The following is a 13265-nucleotide window of genomic DNA, read 5'->3' as shown; positions in this document are numbered from 1 at the left end:
TGACGTAATCATAGTTTAAATGTTTCGACTGTTTCATAGATGAGACAGTTAGTTGAGTATAATGATGGGACCCATGCATTGTTAAGATTAAATAATAACTTAAATTTAAGTTAAATAAGGAGTGAATAAACTATATCTTGCAAGTAAAATATTCTGACAATTAACAGAATAAATAAATTAATAAATTTTTTTCAAAGGGTATAAAGTAAGTTTTTGAAATTAAATTAAACGCTTACAACCTATATTTTTCGGTGTTTTTGGCAATTGGAAAGATTTTAAAATAAATGAATTTAGCTTATTTAATCAAATTTGGTTTATTGCGATTATATACTTGAGGTGGTACTATTAAGAAGTTGAAGAAACTTAAGTGAACATATATGTATAGAAATACAGATAAATAAAGGAGAATTATATTGCAAAAATTTAAAGAATTAGGGCTCTCAGATAAGATGGCAGAAACCCTAGCATCAATGGGGTTCGATGACGCCACTCCTATACAAAAAGAGAGTATCCCTCTTGCCTTAGAAGGCAAAGACGTTCTTGGTCAAGCGCAAACAGGTACAGGTAAAACCGGTGCGTTTGGTATTCCACTAGTTGAAAAAGTGGCAGGCCAAGAAGGAGTACAATCATTAATCCTTGCACCAACAAGAGAATTAGCTATGCAAGTAGCTGAATCAATCAGAGAATTTGCTAAAGGTCAAAACGTACAAGTTGTTACTGTATTTGGTGGTATGCCGATCGATCGTCAAATCAAATCGCTTAAAAAAGGACCGCAAATCGTTGTAGGTACGCCAGGTCGTGTGATTGATCACCTTAACCGTCGTACATTAAAAACAAATGATATTCATACGCTTATATTAGATGAAGCGGATGAAATGATGAACATGGGCTTCATCGATGATATGAAATTCATCATGGATAAAATTCCAGCTTCACAACGTCAAACAATGCTGTTTTCAGCTACAATGCCAAAAGCTATTCAAACATTAGTTCAACAATTCATGAAAACACCAGTAATTGTTAAAACTATGAATAACGAAATGTCTAATCCACAAATCGAAGAATACTATACAATCGTAAAAGAATTAGAAAAATTCGACACATTTACGAACCTATTAGATGTACATCAACCAGAATTAGCTATTGTATTCGGACGTACAAAACGTCGTGTAGATGAATTAACAAGTGCGTTAATCTCTAAAGGTTACAAAGCTGAAGGTTTACATGGTGATATTACTCAAGCGAAACGTTTGGAAGTATTGAAAAAATTCAAAAATGATCAATTAGATATCTTAGTTGCAACAGATGTTGCAGCACGAGGACTTGATATTTCAAACGTAAGCCATGTTTATAACTTTGATATTCCTCAAGATACTGAAAGTTATACACACAGAATCGGCCGTACTGGTCGTGCTGGTAAAAAAGGTGTAGCAATCACATTTGTAAACCCAATTGAAATGGATTACATCCGTCAAATTGAACAAGCAAATAAGAGACAAATGACTGCAATGAGACCACCTCATCGTAAAGAAGTGCTTAAAGCACGTGAGAACGATATTAAAGGTAAAGTTGAAAAGTGGATGTCTAGAGAAAATGAACCAAGATTACAACGTATTGCTTCAGAATTAATTGAAGAATATAGTGATGTTGATTTAGTTGCTTCATTATTACAAGAATTGGTTGAATCAAATGACGAAGTTGATGTTCAATTAACATTTGAAAAACCATTATCTCGTGGTAAAGGTGGTCGTCAAGGTCGCGGACCAAAACGTGGCGGTCAAGGCAACAATAAACGTGGTAATAAATTTGATAACAAAAATCGTCGTTCAAAAGGCGGATTCAACAATAATAATAAGAAGAACGAAAAATCTTCTGACAGAAACAATAGCAATAAGAAATCAATGAAAGGTCGCACGTTCGCCGACCACCAAAAATAAAAAATAATTTATCATATATGAAATTTAGGTTTAATCATTCCATTCACGTGGAATGATTTTTTTTTGCATTTTTTAAGCAAAATATCATAAAAACTAAGATAAACAATAAATGTTAAGCGCAATCTATTTAAACTGTAAATAGATATGTATACGTTTTAAATGAACAATGAAATGACTATAAAAGCTATGTTATAATAAATTGAAATCTCAATTAAGGAGTGTATATATGACTAACGACCAACTATTTAACAGAAGTCCCAGACAAGCTATGAAGTACTACTACGTAATTGAGGGACTGGAATTTATTGTTAGTTTGATCGTTTCGGTTATTTTAATATTTTTATGGAGTCACTTTAATTGGTGGCATTTCATTATATATTTAATCGTTGCTTTTATAGTGTTTGATTTTGTGTATGTATTGATTAAACCTTGGGTTAAATATAAATACACATATTTTAGAATTAAGGGAAATTATATAGAGGTAAAATACGATTTTTTCTTTAAATCTAAAAAAATAGTAAAATTAGAACGCACACAGTTTATTGAAAGACAGAACAACCCAATTCTAAAAAAAATGGGACTGTCTAAAACTACATTAATTACTGCTGGTCACAAGGTTAGTTTTCCGTTGATGTTTACAGATGACGCAACGTCGTTCGAATTGCTAACACTCAACTACTTGAGAGGAGCTGATTTTGATGTATAGTCCTCAAAAGTTACATCCTATTTCTTATTTAACTGGAATTATTGAAGCGATTAAGCAAAATATCTTTTTGATTATTATTTTCCTAGTATTTAATATTCAGGATTTTGATTTTACAAGTATAACTTCATACATATTTCCAGCTATCGTTTTTGCTTTCTTTTTATTCTCCTTTGTAGCACAAGTATTAAAAGTTTATAACACGACATATTGGATTGAAAATGATCATTTTGTTTTGGCAACTGGCATCTTTACTAAAGAAAGAAAAGAACTTAATATCCGTCGTATACAAACATTAGATACATCACAAGGGATTATAAATCAAATCGTAGGGGGTGTGAAATTACAAATTAAAACACCGAGTGACGGTATTGATTTGGATACTGTTTCCAAAAAACAAAGTGAATTAATACAACGTACGATTAAAGAAAAACAGCAAGAATTAACTAGTCAAAATGAAGAACGAGATTTAACTAGAACACCTTCGCAAGAGGATAAAGAAGACATTCAAGAACAAGTATCACAACCTGTGCGCTTATATAAACTTAATTTTAAAGAATTATTGTTTATGGCGTTAACGAGTGGAGCAATAGGCGTGGCGTTTGCAGCAATTTCACCTATAATTGGTGCTTTTTCAGAAGTGATACCATGGGAATGGCTCACTGGTGAATTTGCTCGAATTTCTCAAGCGATTTTTGTGATTATGTTAATAATGATTGCGGCTATCGTTATCGCAAGTTATATACTGGGTACATTGATTGTAATTATAAAAAACTATAATTACACAGTGACACAAAATGAGAATCAATTGAATATCCGATATGGTTTATTTAATGTTAAAAGTATCACGGTGCCAACTGATAGAGTTCAAGCTGTTGTCGAAAAACAATCTTTCTTGAGAAAACTATTTGGTTTTACGTCTATACATTTTGTGATTACGAGTGATATGAATGGTAATGATAAAGACGATATTTCATTAGATGGAAATGTTATGATTTTACCTTTTATTAAACGCAAAAAAGCGTTCGAAATCATTAAATCACTTATTCCTAGTATGACGTTTGAAGATGCTGAACAAGGAATGCCATGGAGAGGTTTTCATAGGCACTTTTGGCGAGAAACGGTCGTACTATTAGTGATTGCAACTATCGTTACTTATTTCTGGACACCTTGGTCATTTCTTATCGCAACTGTTATGATTTTACTACTTATTATCCATAGTTATATAGTTATTAAATCATCTGGATTAAAAGTACAAAATGATGAACTTGTAGTACGTAATGTAACAACATTTGGGTTTAAAAATACGTATTTCAAGCACGATAAAATATTAGGTATGGAAATTAAACGAAATCCATTTTTAATTAATAGTGATTTAGGTAATTTTAATTTTATTATTGCAAAAGCTGCGGGTAGTGAAGCAGTTGGCCTGAAATTTAATAACTATAAAGAAGTTGAAACACTTCAAAATTGGTATTTGAGGAGTGAGCATCATGAATGAATATAATTATATGAATAAATCTGGAAAAACAGTCATGCGCCTCTCGGCATATATCGTAACTGCGATATTTGCGTTAATTCTAGCAGCTATATTTATCGTTAATACATTGTGGTTAGAATGGCTTAATTCTAATACAATGGTGTGGGTCTTGGTTGTTGGTGTAATTATAATCATAATTCAATTGCTCTTAGGTGCTATTTTAATTCCTGTGTACCGATATCAAATTTTTAGATATAAACTAGATAAAAATGAAATCACTGTAAGAAATGGGTTGTGGTTTATTTCAGTAATCAAAATTCCGTTGTTCAGAATTCAAAATGTTGATACACACGAAGGTATTTTAATGCGTAAATATAAATTAGCAAGTTTAACGTTATCGACAGCAGGGGGAAATACTGAACTTAAACTTATCGACAAAGATATTGCTGCTACATTAAAGTACAAAATAAAGAACGTTAATAAAACAATTGAACAAACAGAAAATGAAGTTTCAGATATTGAATATCCTAAAGATGATATAGATTAAAAATAAAATGTAAGTTTTATATGATTGTGGGGAGACTTATGATATATGGTATAGGTGTAGATTTAATAGAGATAACAAGAATAAAAGATCTTTATAGCAGACAAGATAAATTGTTAGAACGTATATTAACTATCAATGAACAACAAAAGTTTAATCGTTTCAATAATGAACAACGTAAAATGGAATTTCTTGCGGGTAGATTTGCTTGTAAAGAAGCTTTTAGTAAAGCATTAGGTACAGGCCTAGGTAAAACAATAGCATTTAATGATATCGATTGCTTTAATGATAAGAATGGTAAGCCTTGTATTGATTATGAAGGTTTTAAAGTACACGTAAGTATTACCCATACAGAACATTACGCTATGAGCCAAGTTATTTTAGAAGTTTAATATATTGAAATTTATATATTCCAGTATGTTTGATTTGGTTATCCTATCATCATTGTTATAAAATTGAGTTATTGTAGAAATTAGTGAAAGCTATTTATGGAAATAGGAGGTACATGCTTAATGTCTGATAAGTATTATAGATCGACGTACTTGAATGTAGATTTAAATGCTATTGTTTCAAACTTTCAAGTATTTCAATCATTACACCCAAATAAAACAGTTATTCCGGTAGTTAAGGCGAATGGTTATGGTCTTGGTAGTATTAAAATTGCACGTCAATTAATGGAAAATGGAGCTGAGTTTTTCGCAGTTGCAACATTAGATGAAGCAATTGAACTTCGTATGCATGGAATTAATGCAAAAATACTCGTACTTGGAGTTATTCCAACATATAACATAAACAAAGCAATACAACATCGTGTAGCAATTACGGTGCCATCTAAAGTGTGGCTTACTGAAGCTATCAAAGAAATTTCAACTGATAATGAAAAAGATTTATGGCTTCACGCTAAATTAGATACTGGCATGGGTAGGTTAGGAATAAAAAATGTAGATGAGTATAAAGAAGTTATTGATTTGATTAAATCACATAACCATCTAGTTTTTGAAGGCGCGTTTACACATTTCGCATGTGCTGATGAGCCAGGTGATTCGATGAATAAACAACAAGCATATTTTGAAGAAATTGTTGAGCAAGTAGAAAAGCCCAACTACATACATTCTCAAAATTCTGCAGGTGCGTTAATGAAAGACAGTCAGTTTTGTAATACGGTTAGAATAGGAATTTCATTATATGGTTACTATCCTTCGGAGTACGTTAAATCAAAAGTGAAGGTGCATTTAAAACCAAGTGCGCAATGGATTAGTGAAGTCGTTCAAACTAAAGTATTACAAACTGGAGAATCTGTGAGTTATGGAAGTATATACACAGCAAAAGAACCTACAAAAATTGGAATCATTCCAGTAGGATACGCAGATGGCTATCCAAGAATGATGACAGGATTTAGTGTGAACGTAAATGGACATCAATGTGAAGTAATTGGAAAAGTGTGTATGGATCAAACAATAATTAAAATTCCTGAAGAAGTTAATGCAGGTGATAAAGTCATCTTAATGGACCACCATAATGACAGTCCACAATCAGCAGAAGCTCTGGGACGACAGCAACAGACTATTAATTATGAAGTGTTATGTAAACTAAATAGAAGGCTGCCTCGAATTTATCATGGGACGCAAGACCTAGAAATTCGCAATGAATTACTAAAATAGTATAGTCACTTAATGTAAAATTTGTTATTATGAGTCTAACAACGAATCTCAATATATTCTATTTTAGTAACATGGAGGTCTTTATTCATGGCAAGTTTTAATCAAAGCAGAAACCATAGTATTGAACAACTATTAAAAGAAGGCTATTCTCAAATGGCCGATTTAAATCTCTCCCTTGCAGCAGAAGCATTTCCATTTGAATGTGAAGCTTGTGATTGCAACGAAGTTTACCTCAGCTCTAAGAATAACAATGAATGATGAGAAGAGGAGACGTTTATTTAGCTGATTTATCACCAGTTCAAGGGTCTGAACAAGGGGGAATAAGACCTGTCGTTATCATACAGAATGATACTGGAAATAAATATAGTCCTACCGTAATTGTAGCCGCAATTACTGGTAGGATTAATAAAGCTAAAATACCTACACATGTAGAAATAGAAAAAAGTAAATATAAGCTTGATAAAGATTCTGTAATACTGCTTGAGCAGATTAGAACTTTAGATAAAAATAGGCTGAAAGAAAAATTAACATACCTTTCGGATAGTAAAATGAAAGAAGTTAATGTTGCCATAGATATAAGCTTAGGGTTACATAATGTTAGAAATAGTAAATCCTGATTTTCAAAGGTTTAAGAAACAGTTAATAAAATAGTGAATTATATACGTTGATTCCCTATAACATGTAATTACCACTTAATTATCAATATAATTGTGATTGGAAAATTAAGGAATTTAGTTTTGTGGTTTAATACCTTTGAGTGGGATGTTTTAAGTTGAAAAGCTTTAGGTTATCCTAAAGCTTTTTTAGGTATTTGGAGCGAATTTATCATTATATAGTAAGTAACAAATACAAAAACCTATAAAGTTTGAATAGGCTCGTTCATTATAAAAAACATTTTTACTTACATACATAGAACGTTTAAACATGTTATAACCGATGTATGCGGTTTATATTTGTATTTTTAGGAGGAATTACTAAATGGAAGAATTCAAAAATCAATATAAAGCGCTAATTGACGAAAGTTTACACACTGTAGATACTACGGATTTAATGAAAAAGTGTGAAAGTTTTACCGATGAAGTGATAAAAAGAGATTTACTACCAGAAGATATAGTTGAAATTCATAGAGATTATGTCAGAGTCTTAGATCTAAATGAAACTCAGATTTTAGAAACTTTTAATGTGCTTAAAGAAGTAGTAAGAGGGTTTGGATATAGTTATAGAGATTATCAACAATTAGTAAATCGACTACAATATCACGATAAAGAGATTGATTTAGCCTCTCGTTTACAGCAAACAATGCTTAAAACGGATATTCCTCAATTTGATAGCATACAAATCGGTGTCATATCAGTAGCGGCACAAAAAGTAAGCGGTGATTATTTTAATTTAATAGATCATAAAGATGGCACAATGAGCTTTGCAGTGGCAGACGTTATAGGTAAAGGTATACCAGCTGCGCTTGCAATGAGCATGATAAAATTTGGCATGGATTCTTATGGTCATTCTCAACTTCCAAGTGATGGTTTAAAGCGTCTCAACCGAGTAGTAGAAAAAAACGTCAATCAGAATATGTTTGTAACGATGTTTTACGGTCTATATGAAGAGTTAAATCATTTATTATATTGTAGCTCTGCTGGACATGAGCCAGGATATGTATATAGAGCAGAAACAGAAGAATTTGAAGAAATCAGCGTCAGAGGTAGAGTACTAGGTGTTAGTGAACAAACTAGGTATAAACAACAAGAAATACCTGTATATTTAGACGACTTAGTTATTATATTTACGGATGGTGTTACAGAAGTAAGAAATGAAGCAGGAGATTTCTTAGACAAAAACCATCTTTTAACAATGATCCACAAGTATAAGCACATGCATCCACAAGATATCGTTCAACTTTTATATGAAGCGATTTTAAAAATACAAAACCCTGATAAGAGAGATGATTTAACAATTCTAATTATAAAAAGAGTTAATTAGTTTTAACGTAGTTAAGGTTAAGTTATTTAATTTAAGGGTATGGAAGTTATTATGAGACTATAATTAGGAGTGTAATGTTATGAATCTTAATATCGAAACGGTAACACATGATACTCATTATGAGGTTAAAGTTGGCGGAGAACTAGATGTTTATACTGTCCCAGAACTAGAAGAAGTTTTAGTGCCTATGAGACAAGAAGGAACTCATGATTTACATGTAAATTTAGAAAACGTGAGTTACATGGATTCAACGGGATTAGGTGTATTTGTAGGTACATTAAAAGCGCTAAACCAACATGGCAAAGAATTATATATATTAGGTGTTTCAGATCGAATAAGTCGACTATTTGATATAACAGGATTAAAAGATTTGATGCATGTTAATGAAGGAACGGAGGTCGAATAACATGCAACTTAAACAGGACTATATAGAAATGCGTTTACCAGCATCAGCAGAGTATGTGAGTTTAATACGCTTAACACTGTCAGGCGTTTTTTCACGTGCAGGTGCTTCATATGACGATATAGAAGACGCGAAGATTGCAGTGAGTGAAGCGGTAACGAATGCAGTAAAACATGCATATAAAGATGACCCAGAAGATGTGGGAATGATTAATCTATGTTTTGAAATTTTCGATGATAAAATTAAAATTGTAATCTCAGACCAAGGTGAAAGTTTCGATTACGAAGAGACAAAAGCACAATTAGGGCCATATAAAGAAAACGAAAACATAGATTTCCTAAGAGAAGGCGGTCTTGGTCTGTTTTTAATTGAATCTTTAATGGATGAAGTTACAGTCGATAAACAATCAGGCGTAACAATCAGTATGATAAAGTATATTAAAAAAGAGCAGGTGCGAAATAATGGCGAAAGAGTCGAAATCAGTTAATGATGTATCACCTGAACAAATTAACCAATGGATAACGCAGCATCAAAATGACGAAAACAAAGATGCTCAAGATAAACTCGTAAGGCATTATAGAAAGTTAATCGAATCATTGGCATATAAATATTCAAAAGGTCAATCTCATCATGAAGACCTCGTTCAGGTTGGTATGGTTGGTTTGATTGGTGCAATAAACCGATTTGACTTATCCTTTGATAGAAAGTTTGAAGCCTTTTTAGTACCAACGGTCATTGGTGAGATTAAGCGTTATTTACGTGATAAAACATGGAGTGTCCATGTGCCAAGAAGAATCAAAGAGATTGGACCTCGTATCAAAAAAGTAACTGATGAATTAACGAATGAGTTAGAACGTTCTCCTTCTATTGCAGAAATAGCGGATCGGCTTGAAGTAAACGAAGAAGATGTGCTAGAAGCAATGGAGATGGGCCAAAGTTATAACGCATTAAGTGTTGACCATTCGATTGAAGCAGACAAAGATGGTTCAACAGTTACTTTACTAGATATTATGGGTCAACAAGATGATAACTATGATTTAACCGAAAAACGTATGATATTGGAAAGAATTTTACCAATATTAAACGAAAGAGAAAGACAAATTATTCAGTGTACATTTATAGAAGGCTTAAGCCAAAAAGAAACAGGAGAAAGAATTGGTTTAAGTCAAATGCATGTTTCAAGATTACAGAGAACAGCAATCAAGAAATTACAAGAAGCCGCTAATCAATGATTGAATAAAATAAGGCAGCATCCCTATATTAGGGAGCTGCCTTATTTTAATTTTACAGCAGTGACCTATCGCTTTAATTAAAGCATGACATTTTGAATAGTGGTTAACAGTAAATATGTTAAAATGTTAAAGAGAGTAAAAATAAAAGAGAAATAAATGAGCGGAGGATTCTATGGATAGTAATCTAATACAATCTATAAGAGAGAAATACAATTTCACAACAAAACAAATTAATTCAGTGTTATCACTACTAGAGGATAAAAACACGGTACCTTTTATAGCTCGCTATAGAAAAGAGCAAACAGGTGGATTAGACGAAGTAGAAATTAAACAAATAGATGATGAATACCAATATATGGTTAATCTTCAAAAAAGAAAAGAAGAAGTTATACATAATATAGAAGAACAAGGTTTATTAACAGCAGACTTAAAAAGTGATATTTTAAAACAAACAAAACTTCAACGTGTTGAAGATTTATATAGACCATTTAAACAAAAAAAGAAAACTAGAGCTACAGAAGCTAAGAGAAAGGGCTTAGAACCATTCGCAAAATGGCTGAAATTACCTAACTTAGACACAACAATCGAAAATAAAGCACAACAATTTTTAAATGAAGAAGTAGAGACTATTGAAGCTGCTATAAAAGGTGCGCAAGATATTATTGCAGAATTAGTTTCGGATGCGCCTAAATATAGAACTAAAATCCTTAAAGATACTTTTCAACATGGCAATATCATTGCACAAAAGAAAAAGAATGCTGAAGACGAAAAAGAAACATTTTCAATGTATTATGATTACAGCGAACCAGTGAAAAAAATTGCTAATCACAGAGTCTTGGCTATGAACCGTGGAGAAAAAGAGAAAGTATTATCAGTAAAACTAGAAATGGATACACAAGGCATTGAAAACTTCATTCGCAAAAATGAAATAACAACAAATCACGAAGGTAATTATATAATTGAAGATGCTATTAAAGACAGCTTGAAAAGATTAATCATGCCTTCTATTGAAAGAGAAATAAGAGGGGATTTAACAGAAAAAGCTGAAAACCACGCTATTGATGTCTTTAGTGAAAATTTAAGAAATTTATTGTTACAACCACCAATGAAAGGTAAACAAATACTTGGTGTGGATCCAGCATTTAGAACAGGGTGTAAACTCGCAGTTATTAATCCATTTGGTACCTTCGTTGCAAAAGGCGTGATGTATCCACATCCTCCTATTAATAAAAAAGTAGATGCAGAAAAAATATTTGTCAAATTTGTTAAAGATTATGATGTGGAACTAATCGCAATTGGTAATGGGACAGCTAGTCGTGAAACTGAGAAATTTGTAGCAACTATGATTCAAGAATATCATTTGAAGGCACAATTTATTATTGTGAATGAAGCGGGCGCATCAGTATATTCTGCATCAGAAGTCGCTAGAACAGAATTTCCAGATTTTCAAGTTGAAGAACGTAGTGCAGTTTCAATTGGTAGAAGAGTGCAAGACCCACTGAGTGAACTTGTTAAAATTGATCCTAAATCAATTGGTGTAGGTCAATATCAGCATGATGTTAATCAAAAAGCGCTAGAAGGGGCTTTAACATTTGTGGTGGAAACAGCAGTGAACCAAGTAGGTGTGGATGTTAATACAGCTTCACGTTCACTACTCCAATATGTTTCTGGTCTATCTCCAACGATTGCACAAAATATAATCAACTATCGCGAAGAAAACGGAGCAATCAAACATAATAAAGATATTGCAAAAGTTAAGCGTTTAGGTGCTAAAACATTTGAGCAAAGTATTGGTTTTTTAAGAATTGTCGATGGTAGTGAACCATTAGACAATACTTCAATTCACCCTGAAAGTTATGGAGCAACGTATCAATTATTAAATGAAATCAATATGAAAGCTGAAGATCTTGGCACTGAAAATTTAAAATCAGCATTAAATCATTTAAACACTGAGGAAATGGCTGTGAAATTAAATATAGGTCAACCTACATTAGAAGACGTTATAAAATCATTGATTGCTCCAAATCGAGATCCACGTGATGAATTTGAAACGCCTATTCTAAAATCAGATGTTTTATCAATCGAAGACTTATCTAAAAATATGAAGCTAAGCGGTACAGTTAGAAATGTTGTGGATTTTGGTGCGTTTGTAGACATCGGAGTCAAACAAGATGGGCTTGTACATGTTTCTAAACTATCTAAGAAGTTTGTGAAAAATCCAATGGATATTGTTAGTGTTGGAGATATTGTAGATGTATGGATAATAGATATTGATGATAAAAAAGGTAAAGTGTCATTAACTATGATCGATCCACATGGATAATGAGCTGCTTCAAAGATTAACAGAGACTATATCTGAAACGTACTTTGAGCGTCCATTTAAGCATAAAGCTTATTTTAATAAGCGCTTAAAAACAACAGGTGGTCGCTACTTATTACAATCACATAATATCGAAATTAATGATAAGCAATTCATTAAATTTGGTGAAAAAGCAGTTGAAGATATTATTAAACATGAATTGTGTCATTATCATTTGCATATACAAGGAAAGGGATACCAACACAAAGACAAGGAATTTAAAGCGCTGAGTAAGTTAACAGGTGCTCCAAGGTTCTGTTCGGCTACAGAAAAATATGAAGACCGAGCAAAGTATATTTATAAATGTAATAAATGTGGTGCCCAATTTCCGAGAATACGAAAAGTGAACACGAAAAAAATGGTGTGTGGGAATTGTAAAGGGAAATTGGTTCAACATGATATTGTGCAATAAAATTAGTAGTTAATATAAAAAGAGAGGCTAAAACGATTGATGTTAGCCTCTCTTTTTATATTTTAAAGTAAAGTAAAGTAGGATTTTAAGTAAGAAATACCTATTTATGTGATTTTTAATGTGTATTTTAACATCAATTGTTAAATCCAACTTATAAGTAGTTCATTTTACTCATTTTTGTTTGTTTTTTCTGTTGACGATGACACGAATATATTATAAGATAATAAACGTTGCGAAATTAATAAGCAAATGAGTTAAGTAAGTATTAACTTTATTAAAATAACTTTAAAAACATGTTGACAAGATATTAAAAATATATTACAATGTTAAATGTTAACTTAATAAGTAAACCGTTTTGCGAGCGGCCGTGGCGGAACGGCAGACGCGCTAGGTTGAGGGCCTAGTGGGAGAAATCCCGTGGAGGTTCAAATCCTCTTGGCCGCATCAAAAATATTACATATATTAATATGCGGGTGTAGTTTAATGGTAAAACCTCAGCCTTCCAAGCTGATGTTGTGGGTTCGATTCCCATCACCCGCTCCAATAGAAACATT

14 protein-coding genes and 2 tRNA genes are annotated in these 13265 nt (G+C 32.2%); all 16 read left to right on the top strand.

Going from position 1 to position 13265, the window contains the following annotated elements; all coding sequences use genetic code 11:
- Positions 1–413 precede the first annotated feature (413 nt).
- The 16 genes from cshA to M4L39_RS10665 all read left to right on the top strand — a co-directional run bounded on the left by cshA (position 414) and on the right by M4L39_RS10665 (position 13254).
- On the top strand, positions 414–1937 hold the full coding sequence (gene cshA / locus M4L39_RS10740; protein ID WP_277582025.1) for a degradosome RNA helicase CshA: 1524 nt from the start codon (positions 414–416) through the stop codon (positions 1935–1937).
- A gap of 226 nt (positions 1938–2163) precedes the next feature.
- Complete coding sequence (locus M4L39_RS10735; RefSeq protein ID WP_277582024.1) at positions 2164–2643, top strand: PH domain-containing protein; 480 nt, start codon at positions 2164–2166, stop codon at positions 2641–2643.
- On the top strand, positions 2636–4141 hold the full coding sequence (locus M4L39_RS10730; RefSeq protein ID WP_277582023.1) for a PH domain-containing protein: 1506 nt from the start codon (positions 2636–2638) through the stop codon (positions 4139–4141). Before M4L39_RS10735 ends, M4L39_RS10730 begins: the two co-directional genes overlap by 8 nt.
- Complete coding sequence (locus M4L39_RS10725) at positions 4134–4667, top strand: PH domain-containing protein (RefSeq protein WP_277582022.1); 534 nt, start codon at positions 4134–4136, stop codon at positions 4665–4667. The genes M4L39_RS10730 and M4L39_RS10725 overlap by 8 nt, the downstream gene beginning before the upstream one ends.
- A 38-nt stretch (positions 4668–4705) precedes the next feature.
- Complete coding sequence (gene acpS, locus M4L39_RS10720; RefSeq protein WP_277582021.1) at positions 4706–5056, top strand: holo-ACP synthase; 351 nt, start codon at positions 4706–4708, stop codon at positions 5054–5056.
- A gap of 120 nt (positions 5057–5176) precedes the next feature.
- Positions 5177–6325 (top strand): alanine racemase, encoded by a 1149-nt coding sequence (gene alr, locus M4L39_RS10715; RefSeq protein ID WP_277582020.1) that lies wholly within the window; start codon positions 5177–5179, stop codon positions 6323–6325.
- A gap of 87 nt (positions 6326–6412) precedes the next feature.
- Positions 6413–6583 carry a type II toxin-antitoxin system antitoxin MazE gene (mazE, locus tag M4L39_RS10710; protein WP_002507108.1) on the top strand — a complete coding sequence of 57 codons (171 nt, stop codon included), beginning with the start codon at positions 6413–6415 and terminating at the stop codon, positions 6581–6583.
- Positions 6580–6942, top strand: coding sequence for a type II toxin-antitoxin system PemK/MazF family toxin (locus tag M4L39_RS10705; RefSeq protein ID WP_057512636.1), 363 nt, complete (start codon positions 6580–6582; stop codon positions 6940–6942). The genes mazE and M4L39_RS10705 overlap by 4 nt, the downstream gene beginning before the upstream one ends.
- Before the next feature lie 361 nt (positions 6943–7303).
- On the top strand, positions 7304–8305 hold the full coding sequence (locus tag M4L39_RS10700; RefSeq protein ID WP_277582019.1) for a SpoIIE family protein phosphatase: 1002 nt from the start codon (positions 7304–7306) through the stop codon (positions 8303–8305).
- Positions 8306–8384: 79 nt separating this feature from the next.
- Complete coding sequence (locus tag M4L39_RS10695; protein WP_277582018.1) at positions 8385–8711, top strand: anti-sigma factor antagonist; 327 nt, start codon at positions 8385–8387, stop codon at positions 8709–8711.
- Position 8712: 1 nt separating this feature from the next.
- A complete protein-coding gene (rsbW, locus tag M4L39_RS10690) occupies positions 8713–9195 on the top strand; it encodes an anti-sigma B factor RsbW (protein ID WP_002507113.1) in 483 nt (160 codons plus the stop codon).
- Positions 9170–9940 (top strand): RNA polymerase sigma factor SigB, encoded by a 771-nt coding sequence (gene sigB / locus M4L39_RS10685; RefSeq protein ID WP_002507114.1) that lies wholly within the window; start codon positions 9170–9172, stop codon positions 9938–9940. The genes rsbW and sigB overlap by 26 nt, the downstream gene beginning before the upstream one ends.
- 172 nt (positions 9941–10112) lie before the next feature.
- The gene (locus tag M4L39_RS10680; protein ID WP_277582017.1) at positions 10113–12263 is read left to right on the top strand and encodes a Tex family protein; all 2151 of its coding nucleotides are present in this window, start codon (positions 10113–10115) and stop codon (positions 12261–12263) included.
- On the top strand, positions 12256–12711 hold the full coding sequence (locus M4L39_RS10675) for a SprT family protein (RefSeq protein WP_277582016.1): 456 nt from the start codon (positions 12256–12258) through the stop codon (positions 12709–12711). Before M4L39_RS10680 ends, M4L39_RS10675 begins: the two co-directional genes overlap by 8 nt.
- A 361-nt stretch (positions 12712–13072) precedes the next feature.
- Positions 13073–13155 (top strand) — tRNA-Leu (locus tag M4L39_RS10670).
- Positions 13156–13180: 25 nt separating this feature from the next.
- Positions 13181–13254: transfer RNA gene (locus tag M4L39_RS10665), tRNA-Gly, on the top strand.
- Positions 13255–13265: the final 11 nt, after the last annotated feature.

This window comes from Staphylococcus equorum, assembly GCF_029531845.1.
GTDB classification, from domain to species: domain Bacteria; phylum Bacillota; class Bacilli; order Staphylococcales; family Staphylococcaceae; genus Staphylococcus; species Staphylococcus equorum_C.
This window is presented reverse-complemented; position numbering and strand designations above follow the sequence as displayed.